The sequence below is a fragment of the Parapedobacter defluvii genome (genome assembly GCF_014642075.1).
Lineage (GTDB): Bacteria > Bacteroidota > Bacteroidia > Sphingobacteriales > Sphingobacteriaceae > Parapedobacter > Parapedobacter defluvii.
On sequence record NZ_BMIK01000007.1, the window covers coordinates 214,301 to 232,752 of the forward strand.

An 18,452-nucleotide genomic window follows, 5' to 3' on the forward strand; every position below is an offset into this window, starting at 1 on the left:
GTTTAAGCGTTGTCCAACGCCCGCGTAATGTCGGCAATGATATCTTCCACATCTTCCAATCCCACGGATATCCGTATGCTGCCGGGCTGTATACCAAGCTGCAAACGTTCTGTCTCCGTTAACTTGGAATGGGTGGTAGATGCCGGATGTGTGGCAATGGTACGTGAATCCCCCAAATTAGACGTAATACGGATCATTTCCAACGCATCGAGGAATCGCTTGGCACGATCGAACCCGCCTTTGATGACAAAGGTGACGACACCTCCCCCTGCTTTCATCTGCTTTTTGGCCAATTCGTATTGGGGATGGGAAGGCAGATAGGGATAGCGTACGGATTCTACTTCGGCATGCGCCTCCAGCGCCTCGGCTACACGCAGCGCGTTGCTGCTATGGCGGTCCATCCGCAGCCCCAATGTTTCCAAGCTTTTGGAAAGCACCCACGCGTTGAACGGTGACAACGACGGACCCGTGTTCCGTATGAAAAACATCAGCTCATCGATCAGCGCTTGTTTTCCGACCACAATGCCACCCAGTACGCGGCCCTGGCCATCCATGTATTTGGTCGCCGAGTGGCTCACCAAATCAAATCCGTATTGAATGGGCTTTTGCAGATAAGGCGTGGCAAAACAGTTGTCCACATTTAGAATGATATCGGGGTATTTTTCTTTGAATGTACCCAACCACTCCAAATCGACCAACTCCAATCCCGGATTAGAAGGAGTTTCCAGAAAAATCATCCGTGTATTGGGCTGGATGGCCTTTTCCCAATCTTCCGGCTTGGAAGCCTCCACATAGGTCGAGGTAATTCCCCAACGGGGAAACAGTTTGGTAAACAGCTGATGCGTAGAGCCGAATATCGCCCGGCAGGACACAATGTGATCACCGCTTTTAAGCAAGGCTGCAAAAGAAGCGAACACGGCGGCCATTCCCGAAGAAAAAGCCAAACCTGCCTCCGCACCTTCCATGGCGCAGACTTTGTTGATAAACTCCGTTGTGTTGGGATTGGAATACCGGGAATATACGTTACCTGTTTCTTCCTCGGCAAAGATGGCCCGTCCCTGTTCGGCACTATCAAAAATGAAGCTGGAAGTTAAATAAAGCGGTACGGCATGTTCCCGGTAGGGAGTACGGTCGGCCTGCTCCCGGATGGCCTTTGTCTGTTCGTTCATGTCCAATTTTCGTCGGACAAAATTAGCCAAAGTCGCGGGGATATGCAAATCGGATGAAGTCCAGCTATGCCCTCTTTTCCCGCATCTGATGATCCAGTGAATACGGCCCCGATCCGATCACAAAAAACACAAGTAACAGGACCAGAACCACAAGCGAAATCCACAGTTCGGAATTGAGGAATGAAAGCCCACGCGTAATATTAACAAGAAATACCGCCCCGATCAGTACAGGCAGTTGAAAGCCGACAGCGACACGCGTGAGTAATCCGAGGGCAATCAAAATCCCTCCTACCAAATGCGCAAAGGCAATGTAATGCACAATTCCCCACGTATAAATCTGGACCGGGGTTTGTTCGATAAGCTGTCGTAACGATTCAGTATCGGCAAGAAACGTGACTCCTTTAAGGAATATAACAATACCCAATGCGATGCGGAGTACGTCCAACCACCGGGGATGATGGGTGTCTCCCCAATGTTCGATTCGTTCGATGACATTCATAAGCTAACCTCCTTTCAGGTTAAATTGGCAATTATGTATGTTAACGTTAACTGATGTTCATGAAAAATATGAATGCTTCAAGCGCTACATAATCTAGGGATTAAACAAAAAAGCCCGTCTTTTTGTTTGAAGACAGGCTCATTATTTTTTTTAAATCGAACGTTGTGTCGTCTACTTTTTTATGTACATCACTTCCTTTACTGCCTTCACTACCCGCTCTAGGCTGGGTAATGCGGCTTGTAATAGGGTAGGTGCGTAAGGCAATGGAACGTCTGCGGAAGTAATCCGTACAACGGGGGCATCTAAATAATCAAATGCATCGCGTTGCACTTTGTAGGCAATCTCTGAAGAAATTGAGGCCAAGGGCCATGCTTCTTCCACGATGACCAGCCGATTGGTCTTTTTTACCGAATTGATAATTGCGCCGTAGTCAATGGGTCGCACGGTGCGCAGGTTAATGAGATCCACGTCTATTCCTTCTTTGGTTAACTCTTCCACGGCGGGTTGTACCACCCGGGGCAGCATTTTTCCAAACGTCACCACCGTAACATCCTTGCCTTCCTTCACCGTCTGAGCTTTCCCCAATTCAAGGTAATATTCCTCTTCCGGAACCTCTCCTTTATCCCCATACATCACTTCTGATTCCATGAAAATGACCGGATCCGGATCAAGAATGGCTTGTTTCAGTAATCCCTTCGCATCGTAAGGATTCGCGGGGACCACTACCTTGAGCCCGGGCGTATTGGCATACCAGTTTTCAAAATTTTGGGAGTGTTGGGCGGCCAATTGACCTGCATTGCCGGTAGGGCCACGGAATACCATCGGAATGGGGAATTGTCCTCCACTCATGGAATACATTTTGGCAGCGGAATTGATTACCTGATCAATGGCAACCAATGAGAAATTGAACGTCATGAACTCGATGATTGGTTTTAAACCGTTCATGGCGGCTCCGATGCCGATGCCCGCAAACCCAAGCTCGGCAATGGGTGTGTCAATTATCCGTTTGGGACCAAACTCATCCAACATGCCTTGGCTGACTTTGTATGCCCCATTGTACTCCGCCACTTCCTCTCCCATCAAGAAAATCTTCTCATCCTTGCGCATTTCTTCGCTCATGGCTTCGCGAAGTGCTTCTCTGAATTGTATTTCTCTCATCCGTTGTGTTCCTGTCACTATTTTTCCAGCACGCAAACCTACTATAAATTATTGATATTTTAACCACCTGTCCATGTCAAATTTTTGTGTTTTAACGCTGCTATGGGTTGAAAAATGCCCGCAACCAGCTGTTGAGATTTTCGATCGCCCGCGGAATTTCCCAACTGGCTTTGTTGCGGCGCTCGACGTAATTTGAAATGGCACGCACCTGGATGGCTGGTATACCCGCCTGATGGGCGGCATAGAACACGGCGGCCCCTTCCATGCTTTCCATTTGTGGCTTCAGCCGCCGCACGGTTTCCGCAATCGCCGCCGCATTGCCGTGTACTTTGTTAACGGTAATACTCCGGCATTTTGGCAGGCTGTTGAGCGCCTGATACCCCTGAGAAATCCCTTCAAAGGTATGCTGCCCTAGCCCTAACTGATCACTGTCCAGAAAATCATCCCCGTCTTCGGCACCCAATTCGGCAAAGGTATCCTGGTAAATACATACTACGTCGCCCAGTGGAATCGAACGGTCAAAACTGCCCGCGATGCCGACATTGAGCAACAGATCATACCGGGCGGTAGCCAGTTTTTTTCCCAACGCGAAAGCGGTGGCCACCATCCCCACACCGGTTACCAATACCTCCGTTTCGCTATCCTGCTGTTCCGGTAATTTAAGAAAAGGACCGATTTCGCTTTCGGTAGCTGCTATCAGCAATGTGTTCATCCGCTTTTGACGACTAATATACAAAAATCAACACATTTTAGCTAAGTTTGCTAACCATGGTTTACATTCGAGCGCTGCTGTTGCCCTTCTCATTGCTGTATGGATTGGCTGTATGGATTCGCAACCGACTTTACGATTGGGGATGGATGAAAGCCACGGTATTTAACAAGCCTGTCATCGTGGTTGGCAACCTCGCTGTTGGTGGCACGGGGAAAAGCCCCATGACAGAGTACTTGGTCAGGTTACTGAATGGCCGGTACCGGGTAGCCACCTTAAGCCGAGGGTATGGACGTCAGACCCGTGGTTTTTTGGAAGTGCACGCGGATAGCACGGCGGAGCAATGTGGCGATGAGCCCCTTCAGTTTAAACGCAAGTTCCCGCATGTTGCGGTAGCGGTAGACGAAAATCGCGTCCACGGCGTACGTCGGTTGTTTCAAGGAGGCCATGAGGTCATCCTATTGGATGATGCATATCAACACCGGGCATTACGCCCGGGTTTCGCGATCCTGCTTTTTGACTACCGGTCTATGGACCAACCCAAGTGGCTCCTACCGGCAGGCAACTACCGCGACAGTTTCGGAGAACGCCGCCGCGCCGACCTGGTAATCGTCACCAAAACACCTCCCACAGCAACCGAAGCAGCAAAAGAACGGATCCGCCGTTCTCTTGACACAGGCCGGCAGATACCCGTGCTGTTTTCTGCCATCCACTACGGGCCGCTCGTCCCTTTATCACCGGATAGGCACCCAAAGGAAGCTAGACTAAGCAGGGACCATACGGTACTGCTTGTGACCGGCATCGCCAACCCCACATCGCTATGCGATTACCTCCAAAACCGGGTAAAGAAGATGATACACCTCCGTTATCCAGACCATCATCCGTACACACCCGAAACCCTGCAAACGATTACGAGTCGGTTCCACGGGATCGGTAATCCATCTAAATTCATTGTCACCACCGAGAAAGACGCTCAAAGACTGCTTACGCCTGCACTTGCTACACAGCTGACTGATTTACCGATTTATATCATACCCATCCAAGCGCAGTTTAGCGAACCCGATGAACGAATCTTCCAGCGGATGATCTTACAGTATTGTGCCATCACCTTAGGCACGGATCCGGTTTAAATCGTTAGCTTTGAAGATGGCAAAGAAAGACCCTACGGCATCTGTGGATACACTGCTCCAAACAATCCGGAGGCACCACCGGTTGACGGAACAGGAAACACAAGTAATCGGCACATATTTTAGACGGGATCTGTTCAAACGGAAGTCCACGTTGTTGCAGGCGGGGCAAACGGCTCATCGTGTATATTTCGTAGTGAGTGGCATCCTACACATGTATTATACGGATGAACGGGGGCAACCGTATTCATGCAATTTTTTCATGCCGGGCGAACTAGCTACCGATTTGGAAAGTTTTTCCAAGCAACTACCTGCGGGAAACGCTATCGAAACATTGACCGCTGCGGAGTGCCTCAGCATTTCCTGCAAAGAGACGGTGTCACTCATGCAAGAGTCACCCGCATTCAACAAGTATGTGATGGGCGTCATAGAAACGATCGCGATGCATAACATCAATCGGACAAAAGATCTGCTTAGCCTTCAACCTGAAATGCGCTACCAAAAACTTTTGGCCACACGCCCCGATATCATCCGAGCGGTACCGCAGAAGTACATTGCCCGCTTTCTCGGAATCAGTCCGGAGAGCCTCAGCCGCATTCGTAGCCGCATCGTCACGTTGCCTGCATCCCACTGATTTCTTGACGTTCGTCAATTTTTTTTCAAATTATTCTTGCCAGTTTTGTTCTGACAAAAATGACGACTATGCATACCATATTGGGAGCTGGAGGAGCAATCGGTACTCCGCTGGCCAAAAACCTGAAAGAAATCCACGGAAAACGGGTACGTATCGTGGGACGGAAACCGGAAAAAGTAAACCCCGATGACGAACTGTTTGTCGCCGATCTGTTGGACGCCGATGCGGTGCATCGTGCGGTAGCGGGATCGGCGGTGGCCTACTTATGTGTGGGACTACCTTATAAAGCCAAATTATGGGCGCGGGAATGGCCCCGCTTGATGCAGCATGTATTGGATGCCTGCAAGGCACATGGCACCAAATTGGTTTTTGTAGACAACGTATACATGTATGCACCGGAGGCATTACCCCACATGACCGAAAGATCGGTCATCAAACCGACAAGCAAAAAAGGCAGGGTACGTAAGCAGGTGGTCGATATGCTGTTGGGGGCTGTAAACCGAGGTGAGCTACAGGCTCTCATTGCCCGATCGGCTGATTTCTACGGACCGGATATCCGCAACAGCATCCTGCTTGAATTGGTCTACAAGAATCTCAAAAAAGGAAGGCAGGCATTATGGCTGTGTGACGCCACCAAAACACACAGCTTCACCTACACGCCCGATGCAGGAAAGGCAATCGCGGTATTGGGAAACCGTGATGAAGCCTACAATCGGGTATGGCACCTACCTACGGCCCATGACAAACTCACCGGATCGGATTGGGTCAGGCTGTTTGCCGAAAAACTTCAGGTCAAACCAAAGTTGTTTGTCCTGAAGCGGTGGCTACTGAAGCTTGCAGGTTTGGTGGTCCTTTTTATGCGTGAGGTGGAGGAAACGAGCTACCAATACCAATGCGATTATTTTTTTGATAGCAGCGATATCGAACAAACTTTCGGACTAACAGCGACCCCCATCACACAGGCCCTGTCGGAAATTGTTACATCGGAACCTCGGTGATTTCCGAATAAAGGCTATTTTTGTCCCTATGAAACCTGCCATGTCAGCGCCTACACAAAAGGCGATGAAAATACAGGTTCCATTAGGCTAATAAAGAATAATTATTTTCTAATGAATATAAGTGACGAAAAGCCCCGTTTGGTTATCGATATGGATGAGGTTTTGGCCGATACCCTGCAGAAATTTCTGACCCTTTATAACCGCGATTACGGAATCGCAATGGACATCCGCCAGGCGCCTGGAAAGGAACTGCATGAAAATCTTCCGGAACATCTTAACGGTCAATGGAAAATTTATGCCCACCAAAAGGGGTTCTTCAAAGACATCCCGCCGATGCCTGGTGCCATCGAAACCGTAAAAGCACTACAGGACCGCTATAACATCTATGTGGTATCGGCTGCGATCGAATTCCGGAATTCATTGGAGGATAAGTTGGATTGGCTGGCCCAACATTTTCCGTTTATTCCCTGGACCAACATTGCGTTTACAGGAGATAAAATCGTTGCGGCTGATATCATGATTGATGACCGCATAAAGAACCTAGCCCATTTTTCCGGACGGAAGCTGCTTTTTTCTTCGCCTCATAATTTACTTATTACCGCATACGAGCGGGTAAACAACTGGCAAGAAGTAGCCGAATTGTTACTTTAGGCACACTTAAACCTCCTCGTTCGCCACCCGTCTTATACGTGGGTTTGTTTACCAAAGGAAATGTGTAAACAATGCTTGCAAGTTTAGTTTCATTACCAAAAAAATATGCAATGAAAAAACAATTTTTGGCCGTGGCGGTGTTTTTATTAATCGCCGGCAGTTCATTCGGCCAACGGAGCAACAGGGGGTTTGGCACCCCGGAAGAAAACGCCAAACGGACCAGCGAACGGCTTGAAAAAGAACTCGGGTTATCCGCAGATCAAAAGGATTCGGTTTATGCCTACACCCTTGAACAAGGAAAAAACATGCAGCAAATTTTTCAGGAAAACCAAGGTGGCGACCGACAGCAATCGATGAGCAAGATGCGGGATTTGCGGGAACAGACCGATCAGAAAATTCTTTCGGTACTGAACGCCGATCAACAGAAAGCGTACAAAAAAATAATCGAAGAACGCGCGAATCGGATGAGAGATGGGGGTGGTCGCAGAGGCGGCGGGAACAGATGATCCCGGCTTACTTAAAAAGCAAAAGGCGGTCAACTGAAAAAAACGGACCGCCTTTTTGTTTTCTCAACTGGTCTTTAGTTTTTTCTGGATATCCTGCACGTATGCTTTGAATTTCTTGTCGGTTTCAATCAGGTCTTCAACCGTCTGGCAAGCATAAATAACCGTAGAATGGTCGCGGCCGCCAAAAAAGGCTCCGATGGATTTCAATGAGGTCTTTGTATGGTTTTTGGCCAGGTACATGGAAATCTGCCGGGCTTGTACAATTTCCCGTTTCCTTACCTTCGATTTGACCATTTCTACTGGCACCTCAAAATAGTCACATACCAACTTCTGAATGTAATCCATCGAAATTTCCTTATGGGTATTCTTAATGAAATTTTTCAGCATGGACTTAGCGAGGTTCAGGTCGATCTCCTTTTTGTTTAACGTAGCCTGGGCTAGCAAGGAGACCATTGCACCTTCGAGTTCGCGGACACTGTTATCTATCTGGTTGGCTACATATTCGATCACATTGTCGGGCAACTCAATTCCATCCGTATACATTTTCTTTTTCAGAATGGCCATGCGGGTTTCCAGATCTGGCACCTGCATATCTGCGGAAAGCCCCCATTTAAACCGGCTTAAGAGGCGTTCTTCCAATCCGGCGAGATCTTTGGGTGGTTTGTCTGAGGTAAGAATAATCTGTTTGCTCGATTGATGCAAATGATTGAAAATATGAAAGAAAATATCCTGTGTCCGCTCTTTACCGGCAAAATTATGTACATCATCCATGATGATAACATCCATTGCCTGATAAAAATTAACGAAATCATTGATGGTGTTGTTTTTCAGGGAGTCGACAAATTGCTGACAGAATTTCTCGCAGGACACATAGATTACCAATTTATCGGGTAAGTTACGCTTGATTTCGTTACCTATTGCCTGTGCCAAGTGTGTTTTACCCAGCCCCACGCCACCGTAAATCATCAATGGATTGAACGATGTGCCTCCCGGTTTGCTCGCCACAGCAAAACCCGCAGACCGGGCCAAGCGGTTGCATTCTCCCTCAATGAAATTATCGAATGTGTAATGCTGATTCAATTGGGGATCTACTTGCAGCTTTTTTAGCCCCGGAATGACGAACGGGTTCTTGATGTCTTTATTCAGTGCAACGGGAATGGGGATCGATTGCTTCTTTGCCTCCGCTCCATTACCACTTGAAGGGATGTTGGTGGTATAGGGGTTGCTTGTAGATGATTTTTCGACAACGATGTTATATTCTAACCGCCCATTTTCGCCTAGGTGTTTCTTTATTGTTTTGCGAAGCAATCCCACATAGTGTTCTTCAAGCCATTCATAAAAAAACAAACTCGGTACTTGAATAGTCAAAACGTTGCCTTCCAATCGTACAGCCTTAACGGGCTCAAACCAGGTCTTATAACTTTGTGCAGGAATATTATCTTTGATGATCTGCAGACAACTATTCCATACACTCGTGCTCGTTTTTTCCATTCGTTACTTCTTAATAAGTTGATTTACAATAAATGATCGAAAAAATGTTGATAACTTCTCCGTGAAACGAAGATGGCAAAAAAAAATCAGCTAAAAAATTAAAAATTAAAATATCAAACATCAACTTATAAATCAATAAGTTAAGTGTATTTTATTGTAAAATACTTCGTGTAACAGAACATTCCGAAAAATTGTCAACATCCGTTTTTTTTCAATGGCTTTTCACTTGGGAACCCCTACATTTTTCAATGGCCTTTCGCGATTTTCCTGCCAACCACTAGCCAGTTGATAGCCAATACCGCCACCAGGATCAGCAACCCGCCAACCTCCCGTGTTTCCTCTATCCAAGGCTTGTCCGCTTTCATGCTTTGCACGAGGTCACCAGCATGATGATGCTGAAACCAATCAACCACACCGTGCTTAGCGATCAGGTAATAGGCGGCAAACCCCAAGTAGCCTAGGATACCTAGCAGATACGCCCCGGGCAGGTACCGGCTTTTTATGGCCATATAGCATATCCAGGCTCCATATAAATAAATGGGAATCCAGATATAAGGATCTTCATCGTTATACTGTAGCGCCGCACTGATTAAAAATAGGATACAAAATAAGAAATTAAAAATTTTCATAATTGGGGGGAATAAATCAATCAAAATTAAACAAAAACTTTGAAAAACTTTTTCTTTGGTTCTTTGTTTAATAAAACAAGATGTGCAGGGAGTGCTTGAGCCAATCAGGCTGAGATTACATCCCCGAACCTGATCTGGATAATGCCAGCGCAGGAAAAGCACATCACATACAACAATCGTTGTATAAGCCCTATTCCGGCTATGGCTGGAATAGGGTTTTTCTAGTATGCTTCTACCTGGTCATAGGCATCAACCGGTGGGCAGGCACAAATAAGCATTCTGTCTCCCTGTGAATCGTTGACCCGTCCCACGCTTGGCCAAAACTTGTGGTCACGTACAAAGGAAAGCGGAAAGGCAGCCTGGGACCGTGTATAGGGTCTATCCCACGTATCGGCACACACCATAGCGATGGTATGCGGGGCACCTTTCAGCAGGTTATTCTCCCGGTCAGACTGACCCTGTTCAATGGCGGCAATTTCGCCTCGGATCGCGATCAGGGCATCGCAAAATCGATCCAATTCCGCTTTGGATTCAGACTCCGTGGGTTCAATCATTAGTGTACCCGCCACCGGAAAAGATACGGTAGGTGCATGAAAACCGTAATCCATCAGCCGCTTGGCAATATCACCAACTTCGATGCCTATTGTTTTAAAGGCACGGCAGTCTAGAATCAGCTCGTGCGCACAACGTCCATTGACACCGGCATATAAGATAGGATAATGACTCTCCAGTCTCGTTTTGAGGTAGTTGGCATTTAAAATAGCAAACTTGGTTGCGCGGGTAAGCCCCTCACTGCCCATCATTGCAATGTAGGCATGGGAAATCAAAAGGATGGAAGCCGAACCCCAGGGAGCCGCGGAAACCGCGCTGATGCCCTGTGCACTGCTCACCTCCACTACGGGGTGGTTTGGCAGAAAAGGAACTAAATGTTCAGCAACGCCAATAGGCCCCATACCCGGACCGCCACCGCCGTGGGGAATACAGAAAGTCTTGTGCAAGTTCAGATGGCAGACGTCTGCCCCGATCAGGCCTGGACTGGTAAGTCCTACCTGTGCATTCATATTTGCACCATCCATGTATACCTGCCCCCCATATTGGTGGATGAGGTCACATATTTCGACAATGGGCTCTTCAAATACACCGTGTGTAGATGGATAGGTAACCATTACTGCCGCGAGATTAGCGGCATGCGCTTCTGTCTTGGCACGGAGATCACCGACGTCGATATTTCCACGCTCATCGCACCTGACTACCACCACCTGCATGCCCGCCATGCTGGCGGATGCCGGATTAGTGCCATGCGCTGATGCGGGAATCAGCACCACGTTCCGATGGCCTTCTCCCAGACTTTCGTGGTAGGCACGGATGACCATCAGTCCGGCATATTCGCCCTGAGCGCCCGAATTGGGCTGGAAACTTACTTTCGCAAACCCTGTAATTTCACTCAGCCATCCATTCAATTCGCTGATTATCTGCATATATCCCCCCGTTTGGTCTGCTGGGGCAAACGGATGCAGCCCACCGAACTCCGGCCAGGTTACCGGCACCATTTCAGTCGTCGCATTCAATTTCATCGTGCAGGACCCCAAGGGAATCATCGAATGGCATAATGACAGATCTCTCGCTTCCAATGATTTGATATAGCGCAGCATTTCATGTTCAGAATGAAAGCTGTTGAACACGGGATGGGTAAGGTATCGGGATGTGCGCAGCAACGTTTGCGGTATGACCGAAAGGTTATCTTCTGCTAACGCTGCCAGGTCTATGTCGTTAAGGGATTTACCCTTTAGCTTCGCGAAAACCCGTATCAGCGCTTCAACATCTTCATAAGTGGTCGTTTCATCCATTGAAATGTTTACGACCGCTCCCCGGTATAACAGATTTATTTCGTTATTGAGCGCTTCCGCATGTAAAGGACCGGAAAGTTCCCCTACTTCAACCCGCAAAGTATCGAAATAACTAGCATTAAGCTGCCGATATCCCAATTGTTGCAGGGCTCGGTCTGCCAAGGTTGCCAATCCATGTATGCGTCCGGCTATTTTCCGCAGGCCTTTTGGCCCATGATAAGCGGCATAGAACCCCGCCATAATAGCGAGCAGTGCTTGTGCCGTGCAAATATTGGACGAAGCTTTATCGCGGCGGATATGCTGCTCACGGGTTTGAAGCGCCATACGGAGTGCATACGCGCCATTGGAATCGACCGTTACCCCAATAATACGCCCGGGGATATTGCGTTTATAGGCTTCTTTGGTAGCTAAATAGGCTGCGTGCGGGCCACCGAATCCCATTGGAATGCCGAAGCGCTGTGTGCTGCCCACCACTACATCGGCTCCCCATTCTCCGGGCGGAGTCAGCAGTGTCAAACTCAACAAGTCGGCCACTGCACATACCGAGATATCACGGACATGCAACTGTTCCACTAGTGCTTTGTAATCAGACAAGGCGCCGTCTCCATCCGGATATTGCACCAATACACCAAAAATTGTATCGGTGTCCGGTATTTCAAACGGATTGCCCACTTGCAGATTGATACCGTATGAAAGTGCACGGGTACGAAGCACATCAAGTGTTTGGGGAAAAACCGTTTCTACAACGAAATACGTATTGGCCGACTTATTTTTGCGTAATCCATACTGCATAAACATCGCCTCGGCGGCAGCCGTCGCTTCATCGAGCAGAGACGCATTGGCGATCTCCATACCCGTCAGGTCAATAACCATCGTTTGGAAATTCAACAATGCCTGCAACCGCCCTTGGGCGATTTCCGCCTGATAAGGCGTGTACTGGGTATACCAACCGGGGTTCTCAAACACATTGCGCTGGATGACGCCCGGTAGTATGACATCGTAATAACCCTGTCCGATATAAGATTTAAACACCTTGTTTTTGTCTGCTACTGCCTTCATCTTACGCAGGTAAGCTACTTCGGTCTGCGCAGCGGGCAGCTGCAACGGATGGGTAACCCGGATCCGCGCAGGCACCGTTTCGTCAATCAGTTCATCGAGATGCCGGAGACCAATAGTTTCCAACATCGCCTCGGTTTCATCGGTGCTAGGGCCAATGTGCCGCTCTTCAAATTTTTCCTGAAAATGTATCTCACTCATGGGGGCATGTCACTACCTGGTGCAGCCATGTTGCTTACCAGCAAGCAGACGGTAGTTTTTTCGCGTGCAAAGATACGGATTTTGGAAATGGAAATAAAAAGAGACGTCGCGATAAATTTAGTCGGCCACACCGGGCACAGCCAACTTGCTCTGAATGTCTTTCAGCTTACGTAACAGTTTAACGGCCAACGCCTTTTGTTGTTGTGCAGCTTCAGAGGTCTCGGACTCCAAACTAACAGTGTGCTCCCAGGTTCTGTCCCGTACCGTGATGATGTAAGCATAACCATCGTAAGCGAGGCCGCCCTCTTGGATATCCAACCTCCTAAAATCACCCGTTCCAAGAATTCCTATTAGCTCTTGATAGTCGGCTTCGGTAGTTACTATTTCATTCGTATACCGAATGTCATCGCTGCATCCTTCGTACACGATATACCGGGTGTTGTCCTTATCGACGAAAAGGCTATCGTTTGCTGCACACCAACCGGCTAACATACGAAGCGATATGGTCGGCCTGGTTACCGACGCATGATTACTTTTACTGCACCCCCAATAGACGGATGCTATCGTCGATCCTGCGACAAGCACTAAAAATACTCTTTTCACCGGTGACATAATCCAAATTTATAAACCAGATTGATGAAATAACGAAGTATTTGCACTTTTCGCAACAAAAAAAGGCTGCCGTTTCTTAGCCGGCAGCCTATAAGTCCTTGTGTCTCATTAAGATTAAGCCAATATCCGTACCGGCTCTTCCAACAGCGATTTAAGCGTCTGCAAGAACGCGGCTCCGGTAGCACCGTCTACCACACGGTGATCACAGGTAAGTGTCACTTTCATGATATTCCCCGGCACAATCTGTCCATTTTTTACAACAGGCACCTGGTCAATGCCACCAATCGCCAAAATGCAGGAGTCGGGCGCATTGATGATCGCCGTAAATTCATCGATACCGAACATACCCAGGTTAGAAACCGTAAATGTGGAACCTTCCCAATCTGCGGGCTGCAATTTTTTGGCTTTTGCACGTTGGGCAAACTCCTTTACTTCGGCCGAAATGTGCGACAATGATTTACCATCTGCGAAACGGACGACAGGCACCAGCAGCCCTTCATCAACAGCGACGGCCACACCTACGTTCACGTGTTCGTTATAGCGGATTTTATCTCCCTGCCATGAAGCGTTGACAGCGGGATGTTGTTTCAGTGCTACCGCTGCAGCTTTAATCACGAGGTCATTAAAGGATACCTTTACGGGGGCCACTTCATTGATTTTGGCTCTTGCCTGGATAGCGTTGTCCATATCAATTTTCATGGTAAGGTAAAAGTGTGGGATAACAAACGTCTCGGAAAGCCTTCGGCTGATGGTCTTCCGCATCTGCGTAACGGGCTTTTCGGTATAGCGCTCTTCACCCACATACTGCGGGATACTGATCGTTGTTGCGGCTGCCGGAGCCTCGGTTTTGGTTGCCGCCGCGGGAGCAGCCTCGGTCTTAGCAGCCGGACTATACAACTCGACGTCTTTCTTAATGATACGGCCACCGTCGCCCGTACCTTTTACCGCATTGAGGCTAATACCTTTGTCTTTTGCTATTTTCCTGGCCAAAGGCGATGCCTTAACCCGTGAATCGTCTGACGACGCTACCTGGGGTTCTTCCTCTCTTTCTGTGGCTTGTGGCGCTTTGGACTCAGCAGATGCTGAGGCGGGCTCATCTGTTCCTTTTTCGGTAGGCTTTTCCGTCTTACCGGATGCGGCAGCCGGGTTCTTCAATAACGGTGTTATATCTGTTCCTTCTTTACCTACGATGGCGATGATGTCATTTACCTTGGCTGCCTGCCCTTTTTCCACGCCGATGTATAACAATGTTCCGTCGGCGTAAGCAGTTACCTCCATCGTGGCTTTGTCCGTTTCTACGTCGGCGATGACATCGTCACTTTTAATCGTGTCGCCCACCTTAAAATGCCACTCGGCGATCACGCCTTCAGTCATCGTATCGCTCAATAACGGCATGGTAATCACCGTAGCCCCCAATGATTCGGCTGTTACCGATTCTCCTCCATCCGGCACAGATTCCTCTTTCTCCGGCTTTTCCTGTTTGGGTGTAGCTTCCTCTTTCTCCTTTTTATCGCTATCCGTACTGCTTTTACCCTCCAACAATGCCTTGTAATCCTCACCTTCTTCACCTAGAACAGCGATCACTGCGTCTACAGGTACAGCTTCCCCTTCTTTGGGGCCGATATATAATAATGTTCCTTCCTGATAAGATTCAAAGTCCATGGTGGCTTTATCGGTTTCCACCTCCGCTATCAGATCACCGGAACTGACCTTGTCGCCTACTTTTTTGTGCCATTTCGCGATCACCCCTTCGGTCATGGTATCGCTCATCTTTGGCATTTTTACTACTTCAGCCATGTTGTATTGCGGTTATTCTTTTACGTTTGTATTTCAACTCGTTCAATCCGTAATATAGGGATAATCGGACTGTACGTAAACATCTTTGTACAGTTCTTCCACCTCGGGATAGGGTGATTCCTCGGCAAATTTAACACATTCATCAATGGTCTTTTTTACCGCTGCTTCTACTTCGGCAAACCATTCTTCGTTGGCATATTTCTTTTCTGCGATGGCGGCCTTCGTGGTAATCAGCGGGTCGCGTCCTTTGTATTCCTCCAACTCTTCTTTGGTACGGTATTTTGCCGGATCGGACATGGAGTGTCCTTTATAGCGATATGTACGCATCTCCAGGAAGGTAGGTCCATCGCCTTTGCGTGCGCGCTGAACCGCTTCATCCATTGCATTGTGTACGGCTACGACATCCATACCATCAACGGGTGCGCTGGGCATATCAAAACCAAGCCCCATTTTGTAGATGTCAATCATGTTTGTGGTGCGGGCCACCGAAGTGCCCATGGCGTATCCATTGTTTTCGCAAACAAAAATAACAGGCAACTTCCACAACATAGCCATGTTTAGGGCTTCATTAAAAGCACCCTGTCTTACCGCTCCATCTCCCATGTAACACACGCACACATTGTCGGTCCCATTATATTTTTCGGCAAATGCAATGCCTGCACCGAGTGGAATCTGGCCCCCAACGATTCCATGCCCTCCCATAAACTTATGTTCCTTGCTGAAAAAGTGCATCGAACCTCCCTTACCTTTGGAACATCCCGTTTTTTTACCGAAAAGTTCCGCCATTGCGGCATTCGGTGACACTCCTTTTGCAATGGCGTGTGCGTGGTCACGGTAGGCGGTAATCATCGAATCTTCTGGCCGCAACACCGACATGGCCCCAGCCACAACGGCTTCCTGACCTATGTAGAGGTGGCAAAAGCCCCGTATTTTTTGCTGCCCGTATAACTGCCCGGCCTTCTCTTCGAATTTACGCATGAGTAGCATCAATTTATACCACTCCAAGTAGGTCTCTTTCTTTATCGGTGTCGAACTCATTTCAACATTTATAGATTACAGATTTTTGGAAGGCAAACTTAGATAAAATTGTTGTGATATGCAATCGGCTAAGGCAGCATATCTATTTTCCTGCGGTTGACTATTGGTATTCGTTACAAATTGTGTTAACTTTATTTACTTTTTGACTTTTTGGTAACCACAAATGAATCCGAGCAAGCATGTATTCGATGTAAAGCGCATCACGGTTTTGGCTGTTGCTGTACTGTTTCTTTCTGCTTTCGTTGCGGTCAAAGATGATTTGTTTCTTATCAGTAAAAACCTGGATATTTTTTCGGCAGTATACCGGCAGATAAGCCTCAATTATGTAGACGAAACCGACCCCAATCTACTGATCAAGACCGCCGTGGATGCAATGCTGGATGATCTCGATCCGTATACAGAATATGTACAGGAAACGGACATCGAAGAATACAAACTTAAATACGTAGACACCAAATACGGCGGTATTGGTGCGGCTATCTTCGAACGCGACGGCCATATTTTTCTGTCTGAACCCTATGCTGGCTATCCCGCTGACGAAGCGGGTTTGGCAGCTGGTGATGAAGTGGTTAGCATTAATGGCATTACCCTTGAAAATAAATCAACGGCAGAGGCCAGTCATCTGCTGCGGGGAGCCGAACACAGCAAAATACAACTCCTGATAAAAAAGATTGAGAAAACAGATCCTATTTCGCTGACGCTTACCCGTAAGATTGTGCGGCAACCCAATGTAAGTCACTCGGTTTTATTGGACGGGGGAATCGGCTACATCAAACTTGACAAGTTTCTCGAACAATCGGCAAAAGAAGTGGAAACAGCCCTTTATAGTTTTCAAGAGAAGGGCGAACTCAATGGATTAATTATCGACTTACGCGACAACGGTGGAGGTATTTTGCAGGAAGCCGTCAAAGTTGTCAGTCTATTTATCCCTCAGGGGGAACTGGTGGTTAGCCAAAAAGGAAAAAATGCTACGAAGACGCATAGTTATCGTACCATGGCCAAACCGGCCGCCCCCGAGGTTCCTTTGGCAATATTGATCAATGGGCGTTCTGCATCCGCGGCCGAAATTGTAGCCGGTGCCTTACAAGATCTGGACCGGGCGGTGATCATCGGCGAACGAAGTTTTGGCAAGGGGCTTGTACAACAGACATTTAACATTCCGTATAACAACCTGGTAAAAGTAACCGTTGCGAAATACTACACGCCGGCTGGAAGATGCATTCAAGCCCTGGATTTTGTCCACCGCGATAGCAACGGATCCTATATGCGGGTATCCGATTCCCTGCTCAACGCATTCAACACAAAAAGCGGAAGAGTGGTGTACGACGGCAGTGGCATTTATCCGGATATTACCGTGCCGGAACCTCAATATAGCCCGATTACCCGGGCATTGTCCGAACATTATCTCATTTTTGATTATGCGACGGCTTTCAGGCAGTCACACCCCCGGATAACCGATGCAGATAAGTTTGAGGTAGACGAAACACTGTATACCGATTTTATCAACTTTTTGAAAGACAAAGACTATCAATACGCTACGAAGACCGAAACGTCGCTCCGCGCGCTGAAGGCTGTGGCCGAAATAGAAAGAAAACCTGAAGAGCTCATTCAGGAATTAGGGGCGCTAAGCCAAAAAATTCACCAAAGCAAACAACAGGATCTCCTTACACACCGCGAAGAAATTAAAAAAGTACTGGGCAGCGAAATTGTGTCCCGGTATTATTACAAAAATGGGCGGACCGCTTTTTCCTTCAGGTATGACGATCAACTGCACCGCGCCAAGGCGCTCCTAAGCAAGGACACAGCTGAATATTACAGCATTCTTGCGGGGGAAGGAAAGTATAAAACCATCGGCCGTCCCGAAACATTTTTGGCCTCCGCAGAAACTGCGAATTAGTAGTTTGCCCGAAGCGAACCCCCAATTACTATTCCCCGATGGCGTAGTAGGTGAACCCGAGTTCGGCGAGCCGGTTTCCTGTGAGCAGTTTCCTTCCGTCGAACACGAAGGCGGGTTTCATCATTCCGTCCTTGATGCGGAGCCAGTCGTAGGTGGTGAACTCATCCCATTCGGTGAGCACGGCGATAGCGTGGGCACGGCCTGCGGCATCGTAGGGGTCCTCCACCACGGACACCAGCCGCCGGTTCTCCCCGGGGGAGCGGGTGCCCAGGTAATCCAGGTCCGCGTAGACCTGTTCGGCCGACACCTTGGGATCGTAGACGGCGATGTGTGCCTCCTCGCTGAGCAATGCATCGGCCACATGGATGGCGGCCGACTCGCGGGTGTCGTTGGTGTCCTTCTTGAAGGCCCACCCCAGGAAGGCGATCTTCTT

At 48.3% G+C, this 18,452-nt stretch carries 17 protein-coding genes and 1 riboswitch; of the genes, 6 read left to right on the plus strand and 11 right to left on the minus strand.

All coding sequences use genetic code 11. The annotated features are described in order from the left end of the window. Window positions 1-2 precede the first annotated feature (2 nt). From IEX60_RS12345 to mqnB, 4 genes are all read right to left on the minus strand, one after another. On the minus strand, window positions 3-1,169 hold the full coding sequence (locus IEX60_RS12345; protein WP_188751055.1) for a trans-sulfuration enzyme family protein: 1,167 nt from the start codon (window positions 1,167-1,169) through the stop codon (window positions 3-5). 64 nt (window positions 1,170-1,233) lie between these two features. Beyond that, complete coding sequence (locus IEX60_RS12350; RefSeq protein ID WP_188751057.1) at window positions 1,234-1,668, minus strand: DoxX family protein; 435 nt, start codon at window positions 1,666-1,668, stop codon at window positions 1,234-1,236. 171 nt (window positions 1,669-1,839) lie between these two features. Further along, entirely contained in the window at window positions 1,840-2,826 is a 987-nt protein-coding gene (locus IEX60_RS12355) for a pyruvate dehydrogenase complex E1 component subunit beta (RefSeq protein ID WP_188751059.1), read from the minus strand. Between the two features lie 100 nt (window positions 2,827-2,926). Then, a complete protein-coding gene (gene mqnB, locus IEX60_RS12360) occupies window positions 2,927-3,538 on the minus strand; it encodes a futalosine hydrolase (protein WP_188751061.1) in 612 nt (203 codons plus the stop codon). Between the two features lie 56 nt (window positions 3,539-3,594). Between mqnB and lpxK the strand changes: the two genes are divergently transcribed. The 5 genes from lpxK to IEX60_RS12385 all read left to right on the plus strand — a co-directional run bounded on the left by lpxK (window position 3,595) and on the right by IEX60_RS12385 (window position 7,451). Continuing rightward, window positions 3,595-4,665 (plus strand): tetraacyldisaccharide 4'-kinase, encoded by a 1,071-nt coding sequence (lpxK, locus tag IEX60_RS12365; RefSeq protein ID WP_188751063.1) that lies wholly within the window; start codon window positions 3,595-3,597, stop codon window positions 4,663-4,665. A 16-nt stretch (window positions 4,666-4,681) separates the two neighbouring features. Further along, window positions 4,682-5,296: a Crp/Fnr family transcriptional regulator gene (locus tag IEX60_RS12370; RefSeq protein WP_188751064.1), complete on the plus strand. Its 615-nt coding sequence runs from the start codon at window positions 4,682-4,684 to the stop codon at window positions 5,294-5,296. A gap of 68 nt (window positions 5,297-5,364) precedes the next feature. Next, window positions 5,365-6,294, plus strand: coding sequence for an NAD-dependent epimerase/dehydratase family protein (locus IEX60_RS12375; protein ID WP_188751067.1), 930 nt, complete (start codon window positions 5,365-5,367; stop codon window positions 6,292-6,294). Between the two features lie 111 nt (window positions 6,295-6,405). Then, entirely contained in the window at window positions 6,406-6,945 is a 540-nt protein-coding gene (locus IEX60_RS12380) for a 5' nucleotidase, NT5C type (RefSeq protein ID WP_229717547.1), read from the plus strand. 110 nt (window positions 6,946-7,055) lie between these two features. Next, window positions 7,056-7,451 (plus strand): DUF4890 domain-containing protein, encoded by a 396-nt coding sequence (locus IEX60_RS12385; protein ID WP_188751069.1) that lies wholly within the window; start codon window positions 7,056-7,058, stop codon window positions 7,449-7,451. A 63-nt stretch (window positions 7,452-7,514) separates the two neighbouring features. On the opposite strand, the gene dnaA is transcribed toward IEX60_RS12385, so the two are convergent. The 6 genes from dnaA to pdhA all read right to left on the minus strand — a co-directional run bounded on the left by dnaA (window position 7,515) and on the right by pdhA (window position 16,122). After that, window positions 7,515-8,942, minus strand: a complete 1,428-nt coding sequence (gene dnaA, locus IEX60_RS12390; RefSeq protein ID WP_188751072.1) for a chromosomal replication initiator protein DnaA — start codon at window positions 8,940-8,942, stop codon at window positions 7,515-7,517. Window positions 8,943-9,187: 245 nt separating this feature from the next. Further along, the gene (locus IEX60_RS12395; RefSeq protein ID WP_188751074.1) at window positions 9,188-9,571 is read right to left on the minus strand and encodes a transmembrane 220 family protein; all 384 of its coding nucleotides are present in this window, start codon (window positions 9,569-9,571) and stop codon (window positions 9,188-9,190) included. A 77-nt stretch (window positions 9,572-9,648) separates the two neighbouring features. Continuing rightward, a riboswitch (TPP riboswitch) is annotated at window positions 9,649-9,745 on the plus strand. A 47-nt stretch (window positions 9,746-9,792) separates the two neighbouring features. After that, on the minus strand, window positions 9,793-12,675 hold the full coding sequence (gene gcvP, locus IEX60_RS12400; protein WP_188751076.1) for an aminomethyl-transferring glycine dehydrogenase: 2,883 nt from the start codon (window positions 12,673-12,675) through the stop codon (window positions 9,793-9,795). Window positions 12,676-12,792: 117 nt separating this feature from the next. Beyond that, window positions 12,793-13,287, minus strand: coding sequence for a hypothetical protein (locus tag IEX60_RS12405; RefSeq protein WP_188751078.1), 495 nt, complete (start codon window positions 13,285-13,287; stop codon window positions 12,793-12,795). Between the two features lie 114 nt (window positions 13,288-13,401). Next, window positions 13,402-15,084 carry a pyruvate dehydrogenase complex dihydrolipoamide acetyltransferase gene (locus IEX60_RS12410; protein ID WP_188751080.1) on the minus strand — a complete coding sequence of 561 codons (1,683 nt, stop codon included), beginning with the start codon at window positions 15,082-15,084 and terminating at the stop codon, window positions 13,402-13,404. A gap of 42 nt (window positions 15,085-15,126) precedes the next feature. Beyond that, complete coding sequence (pdhA, locus tag IEX60_RS12415; protein WP_188751082.1) at window positions 15,127-16,122, minus strand: pyruvate dehydrogenase (acetyl-transferring) E1 component subunit alpha; 996 nt, start codon at window positions 16,120-16,122, stop codon at window positions 15,127-15,129. Between the two features lie 163 nt (window positions 16,123-16,285). Here pdhA and IEX60_RS12420 point away from each other — a divergent pair, with 163 nt between their 5' ends. Beyond that, window positions 16,286-18,019 carry a S41 family peptidase gene (locus tag IEX60_RS12420; RefSeq protein ID WP_188751084.1) on the plus strand — a complete coding sequence of 578 codons (1,734 nt, stop codon included), beginning with the start codon at window positions 16,286-16,288 and terminating at the stop codon, window positions 18,017-18,019. Between the two features lie 28 nt (window positions 18,020-18,047). Here the strand turns inward: IEX60_RS12420 and IEX60_RS12425 are convergent. Next, window positions 18,048-18,452: UDP binding domain-containing protein (locus tag IEX60_RS12425; protein WP_308420748.1), on the minus strand; the 405-nt coding region annotated here is incomplete at its 5' end.